We start from the raw sequence: 20493 nt of genomic DNA, 5'->3' as shown, positions 1-20493 counted from the left end.
ACGATGGCCCGGGCCGGTGCGACGATGCCGGCGTGCCCCCGTCGGGATCGTCCACCACGGCGTCGCCGGACCCGTGCGTCGCGCGGGTGCCTGTGTTCGCCGGCCTGTCACCCGAGCAGCAGGCGGAGGTCGCCCGGCACGTGCGTCCCGTCTCGGTCGACGCCGGCGACGTCGTGGTGCGTGCGGGGGAGCGGTCCTCGCGGCTGCTCGTGGTCCACGAGGGCCGGGTCACCGTGTCCCGCACCAGCGCGAGCGGGCACCGCACGATCCTGCGGGTGCTGGGGCCCGGCGACGTCTCGGGCGAGGCGGCGTTCCTGACCGGCGCACCCGCCGAGGAGGACGCCACCGCCGTCGAGCCTTCCCGGCTGTGCACGCTGGAGCACGCCGAGCTGGCGCACCTGCTCGCGCGCATGCCGGACATCGGTGTGGGGATGCTGCGCGCCGTCGCCGCCAAGCTGACCTCCGCGGAGCGCATGCTCGCGGCGCTCGCGTCCGCCGACGTGGGGGCGCGGGTGGCCGCCTACCTGCTCGACGCCCCGAGCACCTGGGACGCCGGGCGCGCCACGGTCCACCTGCCGCTGCCCAAGAACCAGGTGGCCGCGTACCTCGGCACGACGCCGGAGACGCTCAGCCGGCGGCTGCGGGCGCTGGAGCGCGACGGTCTGGTCGAGGTGCTCCCGGGGCGCGACGTCGCGATCCTCGACCCGACGGGGTTGGAGCTGCGCGCGTCCTCCTGAGCGCTTGACCTGCGTCAAGGCGCCGGGTCGCCAGCCTTCGTACCGTCGCGTCACCGACGACGAAGGAGCGGACGATGACCCACAGCAGGACCCTCACCCGGACGATCGCGCGCGGCCTGCGGGCAGCGGTGCGGCTCGTCGTGCGACCGGCCAGCGCGCACTGCGACACCGAGGACGGCCCGGTGGTGAAGGCCGGCCGACGTGCGCTGATCAGCGGCGACGTCAACCACGCGCTGGCGTGGGTGCGCGCTGCCGACGAGGACGAGGTCCGGGCCGCGTTCACCGCCGTGGTCGCCGGGCTCGGCCCGGAGCGGGTCGGGGCCGACCGGCGCTTCCTCGAGACGCTGGTGCGCCTGCACCGCGCCGGTGAGGGTGCCGGCTTCGACGGCATCAAGCCGTCCGGGACGCCGCAGCCACCCGCCGTCACGGCCGCCGACCGGGCGCTCGAGACCGGCTCGCTCGTCCCGCTGCACGGCCTGGTCGAGGCCGATCGCTGGCCGGGGGTCGTGGAGCGGTTCGCCGCCGCGAGCGCGCTCCAGCACCACGACACCGGCGACCTGCCCGCGGCACGCGCCGCGGTCGCGGCCTACGTCGACTACGTGCACTACGCGGCCGGCCACGGCAGCGACGCGGCGGGCGGCCACCGACCGCACGCGCACCTCGGCGCGCTGCCCACCCAGCGCGCCAGCTGATGGCCTGGCTCACCGTGGTCCGGTCCAGGTCGATGGAACCGACGCTCCGGGCCGGGACGTGGTGGCTGACCCGGTCGTTCGGGCGGCGTGCCGTGCGCCGCGGGGACGTGGTGGTGGCGGACTCCGCCGAGCTGGGCCGCCGCATCGTCAAACGCGTGGTCGGGCTGCCGGGGGAGCGGCTGGTGCTTACCGACGGCCGGATCACCGTCGACGGGCGTCCGCTGGACGAGCCGTACGCGCGCCCGTCGGTCTTCCGCGGCACGTTCCGCGTGCCGCCGGACCACTACCTGCTGCTCGGCGACGACCGCGACGCCTCCGACGACGCCCGCTCGTGGCAGCAGCCGTACCTGCCCCGCGAGGCGCTGGTCGGCCGGCTCGTCGGTCGCCGCCTGCCGGCCGGCACCTGATCCGGGACCGGCGCCCGGGGAAGAACCCCCCAAACCCGGGACGGGAAACCGGCCCCCCCGGGGGCCGGGGGGGGGGCCCCGTCCCCCCGTCGGGTGTGGTGCCCCCCGGGCGCCGTCCTGTCACAGGTGCTGCTCGGCGTACGCGTGCAGCGCGTCCCGCACCAGCTCGGCGCCGTGCTGCCCGCCGTAGTGCGCCGCGAACCGCGGGTCGGCGACGTATATGTCGGCCAGCCCCTCGACGTACGCGCGCACCGGGGTGCCGCCGTGACCCGGTGTTCCCGGCACGTCGGCCAACCACGCCACGTGCCGTGCGGCCAGCTGCTGCGCCTCGTCGGAGCCCGGCTCCACGTCGCGCTCCGCCGCCGCGCGCCAGTCGGCCTGCAGCGCCGCCTGCCGGGCCTGCCAGGCGGCACGACCCTCCTCGCCGAGCCCCCGCCACCAGCGGTCGGACTCCGCGTAGGCGGCCACGCCCCAGCGCTGCTCCACCTCCTCGCGGTAGACGGTGTGGTCGAACCCGTCGAACATCTCGTTGCTCATGAGTGCTTCTCCTGCCTCTCGTGCCGTGACGGTCCGTTCGACGGAGGCGATCTGCCGGGCGAGGCGCTCCTGCTCCGCGCGCAGCACGGCGAGGTGGCGACGCAGCGCCGCCACGTCGTCGACCTCGCGCTCGAGCACCCGGCGCACCTCGGTCAGCCCGAGCCCCAGCTCGCGCAGCAGCAGGATCCGCTGCAGCCGCAGCAGCGCCGCGGCGTCGTAGAACCGCATGCCGTTGGAGCCGACCCGCGACGGCCGCAGCAGGCCCACGTGGTCGTAGTGGCGCAGTGCCCGGCTGGTCGTGCCGGTCAGCCGTGCCACCTCCTGGATGGAGGACTCCATCGGTGCACCTCTCGGGGTCGAGGGCCTGGTCAGGCCGCCTGTCGTCGAACCTGCTCGACGGTAGGGGTTGACGCCGCGTCAATGTCAACCGACGACCGACCGCGATCGCGGGTGCCCGTCAGGTCGGGACCTCGTGCCCTGGCGCAGGCCTCGCTCGGGGTTCGACAGTCGAGCTGCGGGCCGGTGCCCGTCGGTGGCGCCCGGCCTCGCAGGGAGCTGCACCATGTGCCGGCTGCGCAGGGGCGGGGTCTGCCTGACGGTCCTCCTCGTTCTGGGGGTCGGCGCCTGCTCGGGAGCGTCCCCCGGCACGCCGTCGCCGGCACCGTCCGGCGTGCCCGTCTCGTCGCCGCCGGCGCCCACCCTCGAGGCGCCGTCGTCGGCCCTGTCCTCGGCGCCGTCGACCCCGCCGCCGTCGAGGGCGCCCGTGACGAGCGCCTCGGCGCAGCGTGACCTCGCCCCCTTCGTCGACGCGGCGCGCGACCTCGACAGGCGGCTGCATGCCGCAGCAGCCCTGATCAACACGGGTGTCCACGCGGACGCCGTCGTGGTCGACCGGTCGACGGCCGCCGCAGTGCAGGGCCTCGACCTCGGCGCCGTCGGCTCTGCGATCCCCGGCGCCCTGCCTCGCGAGCTGATGCGGCGGGTGCTGACCACCTACAGCGACCTCGTCTCCCGCACGCTGGCGATGAGTCCCTTCCGCTTCGCGGACAGGACGTACACCCGCATCCCGCCTGAGGGGACGACGGCCCGGGCGGAGGGCGAGGACATGGTTCTGTGCCTCGGCAACGGCACCGTCGCAGCGCAACGCTTCGATGCGGACCTCGCGGCCGTGGTGACCGCCGCGGGATCGACACCACCACTGCCGACGGTGGACCCGGCCTCGCTCGCGCGGGCCGAGGTCGACGTGCGGCTGGCGGAGATCGTCTTGCGCAACCGTGGCTGCGGCGCCTGCGGCGGCTTCGTGCAGACCGAGGTGTCGACCATCGTCTGGGACCAGGCGCCGGCGTCCGCCACGACGCGGACCGGCGCGCTCCTCCCGGAGGCGTCCGCCGGAGACGTCGGGGGCGGCCTCCCGTTCACGGCCGTCTACACCCCCGGCACCGGCTGGAGCATCGACATCCTCGCCTGCTGACCTCTGCGCCCGCCATCTTCGGAACCGAGCTGCGGGTCGGACACCGTGCTCGACCTGCGCGGGGACCGGCCACCTGCAGTCGTCCGCCGTTGCGCACGGCTCGACGCGCGGTCGTCGGGCGCCACCCCTACCGTGCAGGCATGAAGGCCACGGTGTCCCGCCGCAGGCGGCTGCTGCGCGCCGTGGGGCTGTCCCTCGCCTTCAGCGTCCCCGCAGCCGTGCTCGCCTTCGTCGTCCGCGTGGGCGTGCCCGACGTGATCCGGCTCGACGACGCAGCGATCCGTACCATGACGCCGCTCGCGCAGACGGATGCGACCGTGCGCAGCGTGCTGCTCGCCGGCCAGGCCGCGTTCCAGCCGCCGTGGGTCAACCTGGTCGTCGCGCTGGTCTGCGTGTGGGCCTGGCGACGCCGCGGGCTCGGTACGCGGGCGCTGTGGGCGATCGTGACGGTGCTCCTCGGCTGGGGCCTGAGCAACGCCGTCAAGGCGCTGGTCGGTCGCGCCCGGCCCGTCGTCGAGCACGCCGTCGACCACGCCCCCGGCTACAGCTTCCCGTCAGGGCACGCCACCAACACGACGGTCGCGGCGGTCGTCCTGCTGGTGCTGCTCTGGCCGCTGCTGCGTCGCCGAGGACGTGCGACCGGTGTGGTGCTCGCCGTGGCCGTGGCGCTGCTCATCGGCCTGGACCGCGTGATGCTCGGCGCCCACTTCCCGTCCGACGTGCTCGGCGGCTACCTCTTCGGTGCGGCCGTCGCTGCCGGCTCGGCGCTCGGCTACCTCGGTCGCGGCCCCGCTGCGCCGGCCAGGCCCACGCCCTCGGTCGATCGTCCCTCCACCGCCCCGCCGTCCCCGAAGGAGCCCTGATGAGCGCCCTGACCCGGTACGACGCCGACCGGTCCGCGCCCACGGTGCGCGAGGCCGTCCGTGACGCGCTGGTCCGTGCCGCCCTGCCCGCCGTGCTGCTCTTCGGCGTGGTGCTCGGCCTGGGCCTGGTGCTGACCGGGCCCCTGCACGGCGTGCCGTCCGAGCGTGCGCTGAGCCAGGCGCTCGCCGACGGCCGCACGCCGCTGATGAACACGCTGACCCGCTACGGCTCGCTCACGGGCAGCACGGGCGTCATCGCCGTCTGCACCCTCCTCGCCGTGCTGCTGCTGTGGTGGGCGACGCGCGAGTGGTGGTCCGCGGTGGTGCCGGCGATCGCGGTGCTGCTCGAACTCGCGGTGTTCTTGAGCGCGTCGCTGATCGTCGGGCGGCCGCGCCCCGACGTGCCGCACCTCGACCAGGCGCCGCCGACGTCCAGCTATCCCAGCGGCCACACCGGCGCGTCGACGGCCCTGTGGTTGAGCCTCGCGCTGCTCGCGCAGCGCATCCGGACGGTGTGGGTCCGGGTCCTGGTGACCGTGCTCTGCGCGCTGGTGCCGTTCGCCGTCGCCTACTCCCGGATGTACCGCGGCATGCACAGCGCCACCGACGTCGCGGCCGGGTTCCTCAACGGTGCCGTCTGCGCGGCTCTCGCGTACGGGTACCTGCGGCGGGACACCGCCCGGACGGTCCGGGTCGACGACGCTCCCGACCGCACGACGTCCGGGCACGGCCGGTTCACCCCGGACCTGACGCCGCCCGCACCGGGCTCGCCGGCGCTGACCTCGCCTACGCCGGTGCTCGCACCGGCGGCCGGGCCGGCGCCGCTGCGAACCGGGCGGCACGCAGCCCCGCCCGCGTCGGCACTGCCTGAGTCCGCACCGCCGGTGGCGGTCTCAGACGCGGGCGTACCGCGCGCGGGCGAAGGAGTAGATCCCGTACGCCGCCAGGCCCACCGCCACGAGGACCAGCAGCACCCGACCGAGGGGTAGGGCCAGCAGGCTGCGCAGCGCGCCGTCCAGGCCCTTGGCCTTGGTCGGGTCGGCGCTCACCGCCGCGGACACGAACAGGGCACCCACCAGGGCGAGCGCGACGCCCTTGGCCACGTAGCCGATGCGGCCGGCGAGCACGACGCCGCCGTTGGGGTGCTCGCGCAGGTCGGTGAGGAACTTCTTCTTCCAGCCCTTGACGACGTGGTAGACGCCGACGACGACCACCAGCACGCCGATCGCGCCGACCAGCAGCCGGCCAGCCGGGTAGGTCATCAGCCGGGCTGCGGTGCCGGAGGACTGCTGGTTGCCGGTCGCCCCGGAACCGCGCAGCACGCTGAACGCGGTCCACGCGAGCGCCAGGTACACCACGGCCTTGGCGGCCGGCTTGATCCGCTGCTTGCCGTACCGGCCGATCGCCTCGGCCACCTGCCAGACGCCGAGCAGGATGAACCCCGCCAGCAGCACCCACAGCAGCACCTTGCCGATGCCGGTGCTGGCCAGGGCCGCGAGCGCGCCCGTCTGGTCCGCCGTGGCAGCGTGGCCCAGGGCGAGCTGCAGGGCGAGCCAGCCCAGCAGCAGGTGCAGCACCCCGCTGGCCGCGTAGCCCAGCCGGGCACCGTTCTCGATCACGGGGTGGTTGCCGGCCCGGACGGCCGACGCGCGCACGGTGTGGTCCATGGCTCGCAGGATCGCACCGGGTGCTCGCACCCGCGCGCCGAAGGCGCCCCGGCCGCCGCCGGGTGCGCAACCTGGTGGCAACGCGGCGCCCCTACCCTGTGCCGATGACGATCGGACGCCCGACCCCGGTTGACGAGTCCGGTGCCGAGCTGGCAGACGCCCGCGAGGTGCTCGGCTGGGAGCTGTTCGGCACCGCGGTCCGCGAGCTGGCCCAGGCGGTGGTCGACTCCGGCTTCCGTCCGGACGTCGTGGTGGCGGTGGCGCGCGGCGGCCTGCCTCCCGGCGGCGCGCTCGCGTACGCGCTGGGCACCAAGGCCGTCGGCACGCTGAACGTCGAGTTCTACACGGGTGTCGACGAGCGGCTCGCCGCGCCGGCGGTGCTGCCGCCGCTGCTCGACACCTCGGCGCTGCACGGGCTGCGGGCGCTCGTCGTCGACGACGTGGCCGACACGGGGGAGACGCTGGCGCTGGTGCAGCGGCTGGTGGCCGAGCACTGCGAGGAGGCGCGCACCGCGGTGCTGTACGCCAAGCCCCGGTCGGTCGTCGACCCGGACTACGTGTGGCGGCGCACCGACCGGTGGATCACCTTCCCGTGGTCGGCGCAGCCTCCGGTCGCGCCTTCTGCGGGCTGAGCGGCAGGCGGTCCGCCACCGCGGGCAGCAGCTCGGCGGGCCGGTCCAGCACCGCGACGGCGCCGGCGCTGCGCAGCTCGCCGGGGACGGCGTACCCCCACCCCACCCCGAGCGTGTCGATGCCGTGGGTGCGGGCGCCGATGACGTCGTGCTCCCGGTCGCCCACCATCAGCGTGGTCGCCGGGTCGAAGCCGTCGGGCCCGAGGGACGCCAGCGCCTCGGCGATCACCGTCGCCTTCGAGGACGGCACGTCGTCCGGCGGAGCCCCGAACACCCCGTCCAGCAGCTCCGCCAGGCCGAAGTGCTCGACGATCGGCCGGGCGAACATCGTCGGCTTGGACGTCGCGACGAGCAGCCGGGCCCCGGCGGCGCGCAGGTCACGCAGCGCTTCCGGCACTCCCTCGAAGACCGCGTTGTCGAACATGCCCCCGGCCCGGAAGTACCGCCGGTACGCGGCGATCGCCTCGGCGACGCGCTCCGCGGGCACGCCGTGGGCCAGGAACGACCCGGCGATCGGCGGTCCGACGAAGGTGCGCAGCGTGGCGGCGTCGGGCGTCGGCAGGGCCAGGTCGGCATAGGCGGCCCGCGCCGACGCCACGATCCCCGGTGCCGAGTCCGTCAGGGTGCCGTCGAGGTCGAGCAGGACGAGCGGTGCAGGGCTCATCCCACGATTGTCCCAGCGGTCGCGGCGGGGCACCGCCCACCGATCTGGTCAGGACCGTGCCCGAGCTGCCGATGGGTTGGACAGCCGTCCACATCGACCCGGAGCACCCGATGACCGCGCCCACGACCGCACCGTCCGCCCAGCCCGCCCGCCGTGCGCACCTGACGGTGCGCGGCAAGATCCTCGGGCTCGTGGCCACCTTCGCGGTCGTCGCCGTCGCGCTCGGCGGCGTGGCCGCCGTCCAGATCACCCAGATCACCGCCGACGCCGCGCGGCTCGCGCACACGCAGGCCACCGTCGGGACCTCGCTCACCGCGCTGAAGGACGCGCTGTGGACGGTCCGCAACCAGGTGACCGCCGTCGCCGCCTACCCGCAGAGCGCCAAGAAGGCGCAGTCGGACAAGCTGGCGACCGCCTACCAGGGCCTGGACAAGGCCCAGGCGACGTTCGTGGACGCCTTCACCGCCTCCCAGGGCGCCGCGCCGACGCACTGGCAGGGCTTCGTCGATGCGCTCGCGGCCTACCGGAAGGTGGTCGACGGCGACCTCATGCAGGCGGCCCTCAGCGGCGACCAGGCGGCGTGGGCGCAGGTGCGTGACAGCAGCGCCGCGTCCCTGGGCGGGGCGATGGTCAGCGCGCTCACCGACGTGGAGACGGAGGTGACCGCCGCGATGACGCGCCAGGCCAAGGCCTCGAAGGCCGCGGGCGACCGGGCGCTGCAGCTGACGGTCGCAGCGCTGGCGGCGGGCCTGCTGCTGTCGGCGGTGATCGGCGTGCGCATGGCGGGCTCCATCCGACGGGCCGTCGCGGAGGTGAAGCGCTCGGTGGACGCCCTGGCGCAGGGCGACCTGACGCGGGAGCCGCGCGTGCTCTCCGGGGACGAGATCGGTCAGATGGCCCGGGCCCTGGTCACGGCGCAGGGCACCCTGCGGGCCACCATGCGCGGCGTCGGGGACGCCGTGCTGACGGTCTCGTCGGCCTCGGAGGAGATGTCGGCGATCTCCACCCAGGTGGCGTCCGGCTCGGAGGAGACCAGCGCCCAGGCCGGCGCGGTCGCCGCCGCCGCGGAGCAGGTCAGCCGGAACGTGCAGGCGGTCGCAGCGGGGGCCGAGCAGATGGGCGCCTCGATCCGCGAGATCGCCGTGTCCGCCAACGAGGCGGCGCGCGTCGCCGAGCAGGCCACCCAGGTGGCCGACCGGACCAACGAGTCGGTGTCCCGCCTCGGCGCCTCGAGCCAGGAGATCGGCAACGTCGTCAAGGTGATCACCAGCATCGCCGAGCAGACCAACCTGCTGGCCCTGAACGCCACCATCGAGGCTGCGCGCGCCGGCGAGGCCGGCAAGGGGTTCGCGGTCGTGGCCGGCGAGGTGAAGGACCTCGCCCGGGAGACGGCCACCGCGACGGAGGACATCGCCCGGCGGGTCGCCGCGATCCAGGCGGACACCGACGGCGCCGTCGAGGCGATCGGGCAGATCGCGCAGATCATCGCGGAGATCAACACCCACCAGCTGACCATCGCCTCGGCCGTCGAGGAGCAGACGGCCACCACCAACGAGATGTCCCGCTCCGTGACGGAGGCCGCGACGGGCTCCGGTGAGATCGCCGGGAACATCGTCGGCGTCGCCGACGCCGCGCAGTCCTCCACCCGGGCGCTGTCGCAGCTCAACCAGTCGACGGGCGAGCTCGCGCGGCTCGCCGCGGGGCTGCGGTCGCAGGTCGCGGGGTTCACCTACTGACGTACGACATACACTGCGGGCACAGGCGTCGACCCGGCCATCACCGGCGAGCCTCCGGAAGAACAGGGCCGCAGCAGCACCGCGGTCCCCAGTAGAACCGGACGGGGCAGGCCCGTCACAGCCGCAGGCGAGCGGCCGGACCCCTCGGGGCCCGGCAAACGAGGTGGTACCGCGGTGGGGTCCGGCCGGTCCGGACGTCGTCGTCCTCGTGACCGGAGTCGTCCGCACCCGCCCGGGTGCGTGCAACCAGGAGAGTCTCGCCGTGGCGTATCCGCTGCACCGTCCCTCGTCGTCCGACCAGTCGTCCGAGCCGCAGGGCGTGCCCGCCTCCCCGGACCTGCCTGCGCTCGAGCAGGACGTGCTCGCCTACTGGAAGGCCGACGGCACCTTCGTCGCCTCGGTCGAGGCGCGTGAGGCCGGTCCCGACGGCTCCAACGAGTTCGTCTTCTACGACGGCCCGCCGTTCGCCAACGGCCTGCCGCACTACGGTCACCTGCTGACGGGCTACGTGAAGGACGTCGTGCCCCGCTACCAGACCATGCGCGGCCACCGCGTCGAGCGACGGTTCGGCTGGGACACCCACGGGCTGCCGGCCGAGCTCGAGGCCGAGCGGATCCTCGGCATCACCGACAAGTCGCAGATCGAGCAGATGGGCATCGCGGCGTTCAACGCGGCGTGCCGCGAGTCGGTGCTGACGTACACCCACGAGTGGGAGGACTACGTCACCCGCCAGGCCCGCTGGGTGGACTTCGAGCACGACTACAAGACGCTGGACCCGACGTTCATGGAGTCGGTGATCTGGGCGTTCAAGCAGCTGTACGACAAGGGGCTGGCGTACTCGGGCTACCGCGTGCTGCCGTACTGCTGGCGAGACCAGACGCCGCTGTCCAACCACGAGCTCGGCATGGACGCGGACGTCTACCAGGAACGTCAGGACCAGACCGTGACCGTCACGTTCCCGCTGGTGGGGGAGCGGGCGGAGGCTCTCGGCCTGGCCGGTGTCCGGGCGGTCGCGTGGACGACGACGCCGTGGACGCTGCCGACCAACGAGGCCCTCGCGGTCGGCGCCGAGATCACCTACGTCGTCGTGCCCGCCGGGCCCGCCGGGACCTCCGCCGGCACCGGCCCGTTCCTGCTCGCCCGCGACCTGCTGCCCGGCTACGCCAAGGACCTCGGCTACGCCGCACCCGACGACGCCGTCACGGCCGTCACCCGCGAGCTCCCCGGCGCCGAGCTGGCCGGCCTGCGCTACGAGCGGCTGTTCGACTACTTCGCCGACACCGAGAAGTACGGCACGCAGGACGCCTGGCAGGTGCTGGTCGGCGACTTCGTCACCACGGAGGACGGCACCGGCATCGTGCACCTGGCACCCGCCTACGGCGAGGTCGACCAGGGTGCCTGCGACGCCGCCGGCATCCCCACGCTGCTGTCGGTGGACGACGCCGGGAGGTTCACCGCCGTGGTGCCCGACTTCGAGGGCCAGCAGGTGTTCGAGGCGAACATGCCGATCACCCGCCGGCTGCGCGAGGACGGCCGGCTGCTGCGCCAGGCCTCCTACGTGCACTCCTACCCGCACTGCTGGCGCTGCCGGAACCCCTTGATCTACAAGGCCGTCTCCTCCTGGTTCGTGCGGGTGACCCAGTTCCGTGACCGGATGATCGAGCTGAACCAGCAGATCGCGTGGACGCCGGAGCACATCCGCGACGGGCAGTTCGGCAAGTGGCTCGAGGGTGCTCGCGACTGGTCGGTGTCCCGCAACCGGTACTGGGGCACGCCCATCCCGGTGTGGGTGTCCGACGACCCGGCCCACCCGCGCGTCGACGTCTACGGCTCGTTCGCCGAGCTGGAGGCCGACTTCGGCCGGCTGCCGCTCAACGAGGCCGGCGAGCCGGACCTGCACCGGCCGTTCATCGACGAGCTGACGCGGCCCAACCCGGACGACCCGACCGGGCAGAGCACCATGCGCCGCATCCCGGACGTGCTGGACGTGTGGTTCGACTCCGGCTCCATGCCGTACGCGCAGGTGCACTACCCGTTCGAGAACGCCGACTGGTTCGAGCACCACTTCCCGGGCGACTTCATCGTCGAGTACGTCGGCCAGACGCGCGGCTGGTTCTACCTGCTGCACGTGCTGGCCACGGCGCTGTTCGACCGGCCGGCGTTCACCTCGGTGATCTGCCACGGCATCGTGCTGGGCGACGACGGCCGCAAGGCGTCCAAGTCGCTGCGCAACTTCCCCGACCCGATGGAGATGTTCGACACCTACGGCTCCGACGCCGTGCGGTGGTCGCTGATGAGCTCGCCGGTGCTGCGCGGCGGCAACCTGGTGGTGGCGGAGGAGAACATCCGCGAGGCCGTGCGCCAGGTGGTGCTGCCGCTGTGGAGCACGTACTACTTCTTCACGCTGTACGCGGGCGCGGCCGACGAGGGGCGGGGCTACGTCGCCCGGCCGGTGGACGACGAGCGCGTGGCCGGCCTGCCGGTGATGGACCGGTACCTGCTGGCCCGGACCGGTGAGCTGGTGGGCGCGGTCACCGCGGCGCTCGACTCCTACGAGATCGCCGCGGCGTGCGCCCTGGTGCGCGAGCACCTCGACGTGCTGACCAACTGGTACGTGCGCACGCAGCGCGACCGGTTCTGGGTCGAGGACCACGACGCCTTCGACACGCTGTGGACCGCGCTCGAGGTGCTCACCCGGGTGATGGCGCCGCTCGCGCCCCTGGTGACCGAGGAGGTCTGGCGAGGCCTGACCGGGCAGCGCTCGGTGCACCTGACGGACTGGCCGACGCACGTGCCGGGCGGCCACGGCGCCGACGAGAACCTGGCGGCCGTGGTCGACCAGGTGCGCTCGGCGGTGTCGACCGCGCTGGGGCTGCGCAAGGCCCACCAGCTGCGCGTGCGGCAGCCGCTGCGCTCGCTGACCGTCGCGGTGGCCGACCCGGCGGCGGCCGTGCCGTACACGGACCTGGTCGCGGCCGAGCTCAACGTCAAGCGCGTCGAGCTGGTCGCCGACGACGAGGACGCGGCCGCCCGGTTCGGCATCACGCAGCGCCTCGCGGTGAACGCGCGGGCCGCCGGCCCGCGCCTGGGCAAGGGCGTGCAGACGGCGATCCGCGCGGCCAAGGCCGGCTCGTGGCGGGCGACCGAGGACGGTGTGGTGGTGACCCTGGAGGACGGCACCGACGTGCCGCTGCTGCCGGCGGAGTACGACCTGACCACCGTGGTCGACGGCGCGGCCGGCGCGGACGTCGCCGCGGCGGTGCTGCCCGGTGGCGGCGGGTTCGTGGTGCTCGACCTGGGCCTCGACGACGCGCTGCTCGCCGAGGGGTACGCCCGCGACGTCGTCCGTGCGGTGCAGGACGCCCGCAAGGCGGCCGGACTTCGGGTGAGCGACCGGATCGACCTGCGCCTGCAGGTGCCGGCCGCGCAGGTCCCGGCCGTCGAGGCGCACCGCGAGTTCGTCGCCCGGGAGACGCTGGCGACCTCGTTCGACGTGACGCCGGGCGACGAGCTCACCGTCCAGGTCAGCCGGGTGGAGGCATGAGCCGCCGCGGCTCGTCGGGCGCCGACCACCGCCGCGACCAGCAGGCCGAGGCCGCGCGCCACGAGGCCGACCGCGTCTACGCCGCGATCGTCGCCCGCGCACCGGAGCACGAGATCGACCCGACGCTCGACCGCGTGCGGCAGGTGTGCGAGCTGCTCGGCGACCCGCAGGACGCCTACCGGGTGGTGCACGTCACCGGCACCAACGGCAAGACGTCCACGGCCCGCATGGTCGAGCGCCTGCTGCGCGAGCACGGTCTGCGCACCGGTCGGTTCACCAGCCCGCACCTGACCCGGGTCAACGAGCGCATCGCGATCGACGGCGAGCCGATCAGCGACGAGCAGTTCGTCGCGGTGTGGAACGACGTGGCGCCCTACGTCGAGCTGGTCGACCAGCGGTCGGTCGACGCCGGTGGCCCCCGGCTGTCCTTCTTCGAGGTGTTCACCGTGATGGCGTTCGCGGCGTTCGCCGATGCGCCGGTGGACGTCGCGGTCGTCGAGGTCGGCATGGGCGGCCTCTGGGACTCCACCAACGTCGTCCGCTCGCAGGTGCAGGTGATCACGCCGGTCGCGATGGACCACGAGCGCTACCTCGGCCACACGCTGGGGGAGATCGCCACCCAGAAGGCGGGGATCATCGAGGACGGCGGCACGGTGGTGGTCTCGGCGCAGGCCGAGTCGGCCGAGGCGGTGATCGAGGCGGCGGCTGCCGAGCACGGCGCCCGGCTGGTGCGCGACGAGCAGGAGATCGCCGTCCTCGAGCGCCAGGTGGCGGTCGGCGGCCAGCTGCTCACCCTGCGCGGGCTCGGCGGGGTGTACCAGGACGTGTTCCTTCCGCTGCACGGGGAGCACCAGGCCCACAACGCCCTGCTGGCGCTCGCGGCGACCGAGGCGTTGCTCACCGGTGGAGGCGCGCTGGACGGCGACGTCGTCGGTGCTGCCTTCGCGGACGTCACGTCGCCGGGCCGCCTCGAGGTGGTCCGGTCCAGCCCGACGGTCCTCGTGGACGGTGCGCACAACCCGGCCGGCGTCGAGGCGATGGTCGCGGCGCTGGACGAGGCGTTCGCCTTCGAGCGGCTGGTCGGCGTGGTGGGCGTGATGGCGGACAAGGACCCGGAGGCGATGCTGGGCCTCCTGGAACCCGTGCTGGCCGAGGTGGTCGTGACCCACGCCGGGTCGCCGCGGGCCCTGGACGTGGCGGAGCTGGCGGACCTGGCCCGGGACGTGTTCGGCGAGGAGCGGGTGCACGTCGCGGAGCGGCTGGACGAGGCGATCGCCGTCGCGGTCGAGCGTGCGGAGAGCGAGGTCGAGCGCGGCGCGGGCGTCCTGGTCACCGGTTCGCTGCTGCTGGTCGCCGAGGCGCGTGTGCTGCTGGGTCGCCCCTGACCATCTGCACGAACGTGCAGCGGCAGCGCACTTGCGTCCGGTGCGGGCCCCGGCGAGGGTGAGCCTCACGGGACGACGGCGTCCCGGTCGCCGTGTCCCGGGCCGGCCGACGCCGATCGGCGCCACCCTCGGGACGCCGCACAGCTGCCCACCCGAGGAAGGCAGGTCGCCGGAGTGAAGAAGCTCATCAACGATCCCGAGCACGTCGTCAACGAGTCCGTCGAGGGGTTCGGTCTGGCCCACGCCGACGTCGTCGCCGTGCACACCGACCCGATCTTCGTCACCCGCGCCGGTGGTGCGGTGCAGGGCAAGGTCGGCCTGGTCAGCGGCGGTGGCAGCGGCCACGAGCCCCTGCACGCCGGCTTCGTCGGGCTGGGCATGCTCGACGCCGCCGTCCCCGGTGCCGTGTTCACCTCGCCCACCCCGGACCAGGTCGCCCCGGCCATCCAGGCCGCCGACGGCGGTGCCGGTGTGCTGGCGATCGTGAAGAACTACACGGGCGACGTGCTCAACTTCGAGACGGCCGCCGAGCTGGCCGACGCCGAGGGCGTGACGGTGCGCTCCGTGGTGGTCAACGACGACGTCGCCGTCGAGGACTCCCTGTACACGGCCGGTCGCCGCGGCGTCGCCGGCACGGTGTGCGTGGAGAAGATCGCCGGTGCCGCCGCCGAGCGTGGCGACGACCTCGACGCCGTGGTCGCCGTCGCGGAGAAGGTCATCGCCAACGTCCGGTCCATGGGTGTCGCTCTCACGGCATGCACCGTCCCGCACGCCGGCAAGCCGAGCTTCGACCTGCCCGAGGACGAGATCGAGATCGGCATCGGCATCCACGGCGAGCCGGGCCGCCGTCGCATCCCGCTCGCGTCCGCGGACGAGATCACCGAGATGCTGCTCACGCCCGTCGCGGACGACCTCAAGCTCGCCTCCGGCGAGAAGGTCCTGCTCTTCGTCAACGGCATGGGCGGCACCCCGCTGTCCGAGCTCTACGTCGTCTACCGCCACGCCAGGGCGCTGCTCGAGGGCCGCGGTGTCGAGGTGGTCCGGTCGCTGGTCGGCAACTACGTCACGTCGCTCGAGATGCAGGGCGCGTCCGTCACGGTGCTGCGGCTGGACGACGAGCTGACGGCCCTGTGGGACGCTCCGGTGCACACCGCCGCGCTGCGCTGGTGAGGCGCGCCTGGTAGGACGGTCGCCGGGGGCATCGGCGACGGTGAGCGGGTCGGACGAGCCAGGGAGCGCGGGATGAGTCTGGACGTGGCGTGGGCGGTCGAGTGGGTGCGCCTCTCGGCGAAGGTGGTCAAGGAGCACCGCGAGGAGCTGATCGAGCTCGACCGGCAGATCGGCGACGGTGACCACGGCGAGAACATGAACCGCGGGTTCACCGCCGTCGTGGCCAAGCTCGACGGCCTCGAGGCGCCACCGGAGCAGGTCGGTGACGTGCTCAAGCTGGTCGCCACGACCCTGATGTCCACGGTCGGCGGTGCCGCCGGCCCGCTGTACGGCACCGCCTACCTGCGGGCGGCCAAGGCGGCCGCGGCGGCCGAGCTCGACTCGGCTGCTGCGGTCGCCGTCCTGGAGGCGGCCCTGGAGGGCATAGTCGCCCGCGGCAAGGCGCACACGGGCGAGAAGACGATGGTCGACGCGTGGACTCCCGCGGTCGAGGCCGCGGAGTCCGTGGCCGACAACGGCGGCTCGCCCGCCGCGGTGCTGGCAGCGGCGGCCGACGCCGCGGCCACGGGAGCGCAGGCGACCATCCCGCTCCTGGCCACGAAGGGCCGTGCGTCGTACCTCGGCGAGCGCTCCATCGGCCACCTGGACCCCGGCGCCCGGTCGACCGAGCTGCTGCTGCGCGCCGCGGCGGACGCGGCCGGCGCATGACCGTCCAGGTGGCGTTGGTGCTGGTCTCGCACTCGCGCCTGATCGCCGAGGGGCTGGCCGAGCTCGCGGGGCAGATGGCCCCGGACGTCACGCTGCTCCCGGCCGGCGGCATGCCCGACGGCGGCCTCGGCACCAGCTACGACGCCATCGAGGCCGCCCTGGAGCAGGCGACCGCTGACGGCCGCTCGGCCGTGGTCCTCACGGACCTCGGATCCGCCGTGATGACCGCGCAGTCCGTCCTCGAGATGCTCGACGAGCCGGTCGCGGAGCGCGTGCTCCTGGCCGACGCACCGCTGGTCGAGGGTGCGGTGGCCGCTGCGGTGGCCGCGCAGGGCGGGGCAGGGGTGCAGGGCGTCCTCGCGGCGGCCGAGGGCGCCGTCGCCACGTTCGCGGACGTCCTGCACCCGCACCCCGGCCACACCGCGGCCGAGCAGTCCTCGACCACCGAGCTGTCCACGGAACCCGGCGCGGTCCGCACCACCGTGACGGTGACCAACAGGCTGGGGCTGCACGCGCGGCCCGCGGCGATCGTCGCCCGGACGGTCGCCGGCTTCGACGCGCACGTGCGGCTCGGCGGCGTGGACGCCGCGAGCGTGCTCCAGCTGATGGCGCTGGGCGTGGCGAACGGCACGGACCTGGTCCTCGAGGGCAGCGGCGAGCAGGCTCAGCAGGCGGTCGACGCGGTGGTCGCCCTGTTCGAGGACAAGTTCGGCGAGGACTGAGCGCCGCGCGCGGGCCGGCTGCTCGGCCCGGGCAGACGAACGGGTGCGGCGGGGCTCGCCGAGACCCGCCGGTAGCCTGACGGCGTGACCAGCCCCGCGCCCGCCGTGCGACGCAAGCGCCCGGCGCGCATCGTCCTCGGCCAGACGATGCTGCTGCTCGAGGCCTTCGTCGTGCTCTTCGCCGCCCTGGTGGCGTTCGGCCTGCGGTCGGCGCCGCCGGCGGCGATCTGGTCCGTCGGCGGGGGGCTGGCGGCGCTGCTGCTGGTGCTCGCCGGCCTGCAGCGTCCGCGCTGGGGCTCCGTCGCCGGCACCGTGGCGCAGCTGCCGGTGCTGGCCTGCGGGTTCGTCGTGCCGATGATGTTCGGCGTCGGTGGCCTGTTCGCCGTCCTCTGGGTGCTGTTCCTGTGGCTCGGGGTGCGGATCGACGCCGAGCGGGCCGTCTTCGACGCCGCGCACCCGGACGCCGTGGAGCCCGCCCGGCCCCGTCGTCGGGTCTGACGCCGGCCGGCTCCGAGACCGGCACTAGGGTTTCCGCCATGGCCGACGCACCTTCCGTTCAGCGCACCCTTGTCCTCGTCAAGCCCGACGGCGTCGGCCGCGGCCTGGTGGGCGAGGTGCTGCGCCGCATCGAGGCGAAGGGCTACACGCTGGCCGCCGTCGAGCTGCGGACCGCCGACCGCGCGATCTTCGAGCAGCACTACGCCGAGCACCTCGGCAAGCCGTGGCTGCCGGCGCTGATCGATTTCATGACGTCCGGGCCCCTCGTCGCCGTGGTGGCCGAGGGTCACAAGGTGATCGAGGGCTTCCGCTCGCTCGCCGGCGCCACCGACCCGACCGCCGCCGCCCCCGGCACCATCCGCGGCGACCTGGCGCGCGACTGGGGCACCTCGGCGATCCAGAACATCGTGCACGGCTCGGACTCGCCCGAGTCCGCAGCGCGTGAGATCGCGCTCTGGTTCCCGCACCTGTGACCGACGCCGCCTCCGCGGCGCGCGCGGTGCCCGACCGTAGGCTGCCCCCGTGCACCTGAAGACCCTGACGCTGCGGGGCTTCAAGTCGTTCGCCTCCGCGACGACCCTGAGCTTCGAGCCGGGCATCACGTGCGTCGTCGGGCCCAACGGCTCCGGCAAGTCCAACGTGGTGGACGCCCTCGCCTGGGTGATGGGCGAGCAGGGCGCCAAGTCGCTGCGCGGCGGCACCATGGAGGACGTCATCTTCGCCGGCACCGCCGGCCGGCCGCCGCTCGGCCGTGCCGAGGTGTCACTGACCATCGACAACACCGACGGCGCGCTGCCGATCGACTACACCGAGGTGTCGATCTCGCGGACCCTGTTCCGCAACGGTGGGTCGGAGTACGCGATCAACGGCCGCTCCTGCCGGCTGCTGGACATCCAGGAGCTGCTGTCGGACACCGGCATGGGCCGCGAGATGCACGTCATCGTCGGCCAGGGGCGCCTCGACACCGTCCTGCGCGCCACGCCGGAGGAGCGTCGCGGCTTCATCGAGGAGGCGGCGGGGGTGCTCAAGCACCGCCGGCGCAAGGAGAAGGCGCTCCGCAAGCTCGACGCGATGCAGGCCAACCTGACCCGGCTGGCGGACCTCACCACCGAGATCCGCCGGCAGCTCGGCCCGCTGGGTCGCCAGGCCGAGGTCGCGCGCAAGGCGGCCGTGGTGCAGACGGACGTGCGCGACGCCCGGGCCCGGCTGCTCGCCGACGACCTGGCGCAGCTGACCGCCGCGATGGCGCAGGAGACGGCCGACGAGACGGCGCTCCTCGCCCGGCGCGAGGAGGTCGGCACCGAGCTCGCGGCCACCCGCGACCAGCTGGCCACGCTCGAGCGGGCGGCAGCCGAGGCCGCACCCGCCGTCACGGAGGCCGGCGAGCTGTGGTACCGGCTGTCGGCGCTGCGTGAGCGGCTGCGCGGCACGGCGTCGTTGGCGGCGGACCGGGTGCGCCTGCTCGGCGCCGCCGCACCGGAGCGGTCCGGCGGTCAGGACCCCGACGACCTGGTCGCACAGGCGGCGCGCGTCCGGGCGGCCGAGGCGGAGCTGGGCACCGAGGTGGACCTGGCACGCGCGGCGCTCGAGGGTGCGGTGACCGCGCGGCAGCAGGCGGAGGCGGTGGCCACCGAGGCGGAGAAGGCGTTGGCCTCCGTGCTGCGGGCGGCGGCGGACCGTCGTGAGGGCGTGGCGCGGCTGGCCGGACAGGTCGCCGCCCGCCGCAGCCGCCTCGAGGCGACCGGCGAGGAGATCGGCCGGCTGCGCGGGGCGCACGCGGCCGCGCAGCGCCGCGCGGAGGAGGCGACCACCCAGTTCGCGGCCCTCGAGGGCCAGGTGGCCGGCGCCGAGGAGGGCGAGGAGGGGCTGGACGCGGCCCACGAGACCGCGGCCGACGCCCTGGAGGCGGCGACGGAGCGCGTCGCGGACCTGACGGAGCGGCTGGCGGAGGCCGAGCGGGAGCGCAGCACGCTGGCGGCTCGCGCCGAGACGCTCGAGCTGAGCCTGTCGCGCAAGGACGGTGCGGGCGCGCTGCTCGCCGCCGACGGCCTGCGCGGGACCATCGGGTCGGTGGCCGCCCTGCTCTCGGTGGACCCACGCGACGAGGAGGCGGTGGTCGCAGCCCTGGGACCGCTCGCGGACGCGGTGGCGGTCGACGGTGTCGACGCGGCCGTCGACGCCATCCGCTACCTGCGCGAGCAGGACGCCGGGCGGTCGGGGCTGCTGGTCGGCTCGGCGGCGCCCGCCGGTGCCGGCCCGGTCGACGACCTCCCGCTGCCCACCGGTGCCGACCGCGCCGTCGACCTGGTCCGCTGCCCGCCGGCAGTGCGGGACGCGGTGGCGGCCGCCCTGGCCGGTGTCGTCGTCGTCGACGACCTCGCCACGGCCCGCGCCGTGCTCGGTGCCCGCTCGGACCTCGTCGTCGCCACCCGCACCGGTGACCTGCTGTCCGCCCACCGCGCGTCCGGGGGCTCCGCCGAGGCGCCCAGCGCCCTGCACCTGCAGGCCGCGCTCGACCAGGCGCGCTCGGGGGCCGAGCAGGCGCAGGCTCTGGCGGAACGGCTGCGGTTCGAGCTGGCGGGCGCACGTGACCAGCAGACCGCTGCTCGACAGGCCTACCAGGAGACCCTCGACCGGCTCAACGAGTCCGACGCCGCGCTTGCGGCGGTCGCGGAGCAGCTCGCCACGCTGGGCTCGACGGCGCGGTCCGCCCGTGCGGAGGCGGAGCGGGTCCAGCAGTCGCTCGACGCTGCCGAGCGGACGCTGCAGGAGGACACCGAGGCGCTCGCCGAGCTGACCGAGCGGCTGGCTGCCGCGCAGGACCAGCCGGCGGACGGCGAGGACGCGGTCGCCGAGCGCACGTCCGAGCGTGACCGGACGGCGGCCCTCGCCACGGCGGCCCGCGGCCGCGAGACCGATGCCCGGCTGACGCTCCGCACCGCCGAGGAGCGGGCGCGCGCGCTCGCAGGCCGCGCCGACTCGCTCGAGCGTGCCGCTGCCGCGGAACGGACGGCGCGCGAGCGTGCCGCGGAGCGGGAACGCGCCCGCGCCCGCCAGGCG

General features: G+C 74.7%; 19 protein-coding genes. 16 read left to right on the top strand and 3 right to left on the bottom strand.

All coding sequences use genetic code 11. The features are described 5' to 3' along the window. Window positions 1–32 precede the first annotated feature (32 nt). The 3 genes from N0B34_RS00095 to lepB all read left to right on the top strand — a co-directional run bounded on the left by N0B34_RS00095 (window position 33) and on the right by lepB (window position 1836). Complete coding sequence (locus tag N0B34_RS00095) at window positions 33–737, top strand: Crp/Fnr family transcriptional regulator (RefSeq protein WP_263729124.1); 705 nt, start codon at window positions 33–35, stop codon at window positions 735–737. A 74-nt stretch (window positions 738–811) separates the two neighbouring features. Then, window positions 812–1429 (top strand): DUF6448 family protein, encoded by a 618-nt coding sequence (locus N0B34_RS00090; protein ID WP_263729123.1) that lies wholly within the window; start codon window positions 812–814, stop codon window positions 1427–1429. After that, window positions 1429–1836, top strand: coding sequence for a signal peptidase I (gene lepB, locus N0B34_RS00085; RefSeq protein WP_263729122.1), 408 nt, complete (start codon window positions 1429–1431; stop codon window positions 1834–1836). The genes N0B34_RS00090 and lepB overlap by 1 nt, the downstream gene beginning before the upstream one ends. A 120-nt stretch (window positions 1837–1956) precedes the next feature. Here lepB and N0B34_RS00080 read toward each other — a convergent pair whose 3' ends face one another. Beyond that, window positions 1957–2712, bottom strand: coding sequence for a MerR family transcriptional regulator (locus N0B34_RS00080; RefSeq protein WP_263729121.1), 756 nt, complete (start codon window positions 2710–2712; stop codon window positions 1957–1959). A gap of 331 nt (window positions 2713–3043) precedes the next feature. Between N0B34_RS00080 and N0B34_RS00075 the strand changes: the two genes are divergently transcribed. From N0B34_RS00075 to N0B34_RS00065, 3 genes are all read left to right on the top strand, one after another. Next, window positions 3044–3844 carry a hypothetical protein gene (locus N0B34_RS00075; protein ID WP_263729120.1) on the top strand — a complete coding sequence of 267 codons (801 nt, stop codon included), beginning with the start codon at window positions 3044–3046 and terminating at the stop codon, window positions 3842–3844. A 140-nt stretch (window positions 3845–3984) separates the two neighbouring features. Then, window positions 3985–4707 (top strand): phosphatase PAP2 family protein, encoded by a 723-nt coding sequence (locus N0B34_RS00070; protein ID WP_263729118.1) that lies wholly within the window; start codon window positions 3985–3987, stop codon window positions 4705–4707. After that, the gene (locus N0B34_RS00065; protein WP_318529945.1) at window positions 4707–5696 is read left to right on the top strand and encodes a phosphatase PAP2 family protein; all 990 of its coding nucleotides are present in this window, start codon (window positions 4707–4709) and stop codon (window positions 5694–5696) included. The genes N0B34_RS00070 and N0B34_RS00065 overlap by 1 nt, the downstream gene beginning before the upstream one ends. Here the strand turns inward: N0B34_RS00065 and N0B34_RS00060 are convergent. Beyond that, window positions 5601–6374 (bottom strand): DUF1206 domain-containing protein, encoded by a 774-nt coding sequence (locus N0B34_RS00060; RefSeq protein ID WP_263729117.1) that lies wholly within the window; start codon window positions 6372–6374, stop codon window positions 5601–5603. The genes N0B34_RS00065 and N0B34_RS00060 overlap by 96 nt on opposite strands. A gap of 104 nt (window positions 6375–6478) precedes the next feature. Here N0B34_RS00060 and N0B34_RS00055 point away from each other — a divergent pair, with 104 nt between their 5' ends. After that, window positions 6479–7006, top strand: coding sequence for a phosphoribosyltransferase (locus N0B34_RS00055; protein ID WP_263729116.1), 528 nt, complete (start codon window positions 6479–6481; stop codon window positions 7004–7006). Here the strand turns inward: N0B34_RS00055 and N0B34_RS00050 are convergent. Then, entirely contained in the window at window positions 6957–7670 is a 714-nt protein-coding gene (locus tag N0B34_RS00050; protein ID WP_263729114.1) for an HAD hydrolase-like protein, read from the bottom strand. The genes N0B34_RS00055 and N0B34_RS00050 overlap by 50 nt on opposite strands. A gap of 110 nt (window positions 7671–7780) precedes the next feature. Between N0B34_RS00050 and N0B34_RS00045 the strand changes: the two genes are divergently transcribed. The 9 genes from N0B34_RS00045 to smc form a co-directional block, all read left to right on the top strand. Continuing rightward, window positions 7781–9406: a methyl-accepting chemotaxis protein gene (locus N0B34_RS00045; RefSeq protein ID WP_263729113.1), complete on the top strand. Its 1626-nt coding sequence runs from the start codon at window positions 7781–7783 to the stop codon at window positions 9404–9406. A gap of 262 nt (window positions 9407–9668) precedes the next feature. Beyond that, the gene (gene ileS, locus N0B34_RS00040; RefSeq protein ID WP_318529944.1) at window positions 9669–12950 is read left to right on the top strand and encodes an isoleucine--tRNA ligase; all 3282 of its coding nucleotides are present in this window, start codon (window positions 9669–9671) and stop codon (window positions 12948–12950) included. Beyond that, window positions 12947–14335, top strand: a complete 1389-nt coding sequence (locus tag N0B34_RS00035; protein ID WP_263729112.1) for a bifunctional folylpolyglutamate synthase/dihydrofolate synthase — start codon at window positions 12947–12949, stop codon at window positions 14333–14335. The genes ileS and N0B34_RS00035 overlap by 4 nt, the downstream gene beginning before the upstream one ends. A 174-nt stretch (window positions 14336–14509) precedes the next feature. Continuing rightward, entirely contained in the window at window positions 14510–15505 is a 996-nt protein-coding gene (gene dhaK, locus N0B34_RS00030) for a dihydroxyacetone kinase subunit DhaK (RefSeq protein WP_263729111.1), read from the top strand. A gap of 72 nt (window positions 15506–15577) precedes the next feature. Continuing rightward, window positions 15578–16213 carry a dihydroxyacetone kinase subunit DhaL gene (gene dhaL, locus N0B34_RS00025; RefSeq protein ID WP_263729110.1) on the top strand — a complete coding sequence of 212 codons (636 nt, stop codon included), beginning with the start codon at window positions 15578–15580 and terminating at the stop codon, window positions 16211–16213. Next, window positions 16210–16935 carry a dihydroxyacetone kinase phosphoryl donor subunit DhaM gene (gene dhaM, locus N0B34_RS00020; RefSeq protein ID WP_263729108.1) on the top strand — a complete coding sequence of 242 codons (726 nt, stop codon included), beginning with the start codon at window positions 16210–16212 and terminating at the stop codon, window positions 16933–16935. The genes dhaL and dhaM overlap by 4 nt, the downstream gene beginning before the upstream one ends. A gap of 84 nt (window positions 16936–17019) precedes the next feature. Beyond that, the gene (locus tag N0B34_RS00015) at window positions 17020–17433 is read left to right on the top strand and encodes a DUF4233 domain-containing protein (RefSeq protein ID WP_263729107.1); all 414 of its coding nucleotides are present in this window, start codon (window positions 17020–17022) and stop codon (window positions 17431–17433) included. A 38-nt stretch (window positions 17434–17471) separates the two neighbouring features. Beyond that, a complete protein-coding gene (gene ndk, locus N0B34_RS00010) occupies window positions 17472–17906 on the top strand; it encodes a nucleoside-diphosphate kinase (RefSeq protein WP_263729104.1) in 435 nt (144 codons plus the stop codon). Window positions 17907–17955: 49 nt separating this feature from the next. Then, on the top strand, window positions 17956–20493 hold a 2538-nt coding region (gene smc / locus N0B34_RS00005; RefSeq protein ID WP_263729102.1), incomplete at its 3' end, for a chromosome segregation protein SMC.

The sequence above is a fragment of the Cellulomonas sp. SG140 genome, assembly GCF_025770785.1.
Lineage (GTDB): Bacteria > Actinomycetota > Actinomycetes > Actinomycetales > Cellulomonadaceae > Cellulomonas.
This window is presented reverse-complemented; position numbering and strand designations above follow the sequence as displayed.

What these genes read in the sequence shown, in the direction of transcription:
- N0B34_RS00090 (WP_263729123.1), top strand. Translation starts at nt 812, where the DNA reads ATGACCCACAGCAGGACCCTCACCCGGACGATCGCGCGCGGCCTGCGG.
- lepB (WP_263729122.1), top strand. Translation starts at nt 1,429, where the DNA reads ATGGCCTGGCTCACCGTGGTCCGGTCCAGGTCGATGGAACCGACGCTC.
- N0B34_RS00080 (WP_263729121.1), bottom strand. Translation starts at nt 2,712, where the DNA reads ATGGAGTCCTCCATCCAGGAGGTGGCACGGCTGACCGGCACGACCAGC.
- N0B34_RS00070 (WP_263729118.1), top strand. Translation starts at nt 3,985, where the DNA reads ATGAAGGCCACGGTGTCCCGCCGCAGGCGGCTGCTGCGCGCCGTGGGG.
- N0B34_RS00065 (WP_318529945.1), top strand. Translation starts at nt 4,707, where the DNA reads ATGAGCGCCCTGACCCGGTACGACGCCGACCGGTCCGCGCCCACGGTG.
- N0B34_RS00060 (WP_263729117.1), bottom strand. Translation starts at nt 6,374, where the DNA reads ATGGACCACACCGTGCGCGCGTCGGCCGTCCGGGCCGGCAACCACCCC.
- N0B34_RS00055 (WP_263729116.1), top strand. Translation starts at nt 6,479, where the DNA reads ATGACGATCGGACGCCCGACCCCGGTTGACGAGTCCGGTGCCGAGCTG.
- N0B34_RS00050 (WP_263729114.1), bottom strand. Translation starts at nt 7,670, where the DNA reads ATGAGCCCTGCACCGCTCGTCCTGCTCGACCTCGACGGCACCCTGACG.
- N0B34_RS00045 (WP_263729113.1), top strand. Translation starts at nt 7,781, where the DNA reads ATGACCGCGCCCACGACCGCACCGTCCGCCCAGCCCGCCCGCCGTGCG.
- N0B34_RS00035 (WP_263729112.1), top strand. Translation starts at nt 12,947, where the DNA reads ATGAGCCGCCGCGGCTCGTCGGGCGCCGACCACCGCCGCGACCAGCAG.
- dhaL (WP_263729110.1), top strand. Translation starts at nt 15,578, where the DNA reads ATGAGTCTGGACGTGGCGTGGGCGGTCGAGTGGGTGCGCCTCTCGGCG.
- dhaM (WP_263729108.1), top strand. Translation starts at nt 16,210, where the DNA reads ATGACCGTCCAGGTGGCGTTGGTGCTGGTCTCGCACTCGCGCCTGATC.
- ndk (WP_263729104.1), top strand. Translation starts at nt 17,472, where the DNA reads ATGGCCGACGCACCTTCCGTTCAGCGCACCCTTGTCCTCGTCAAGCCC.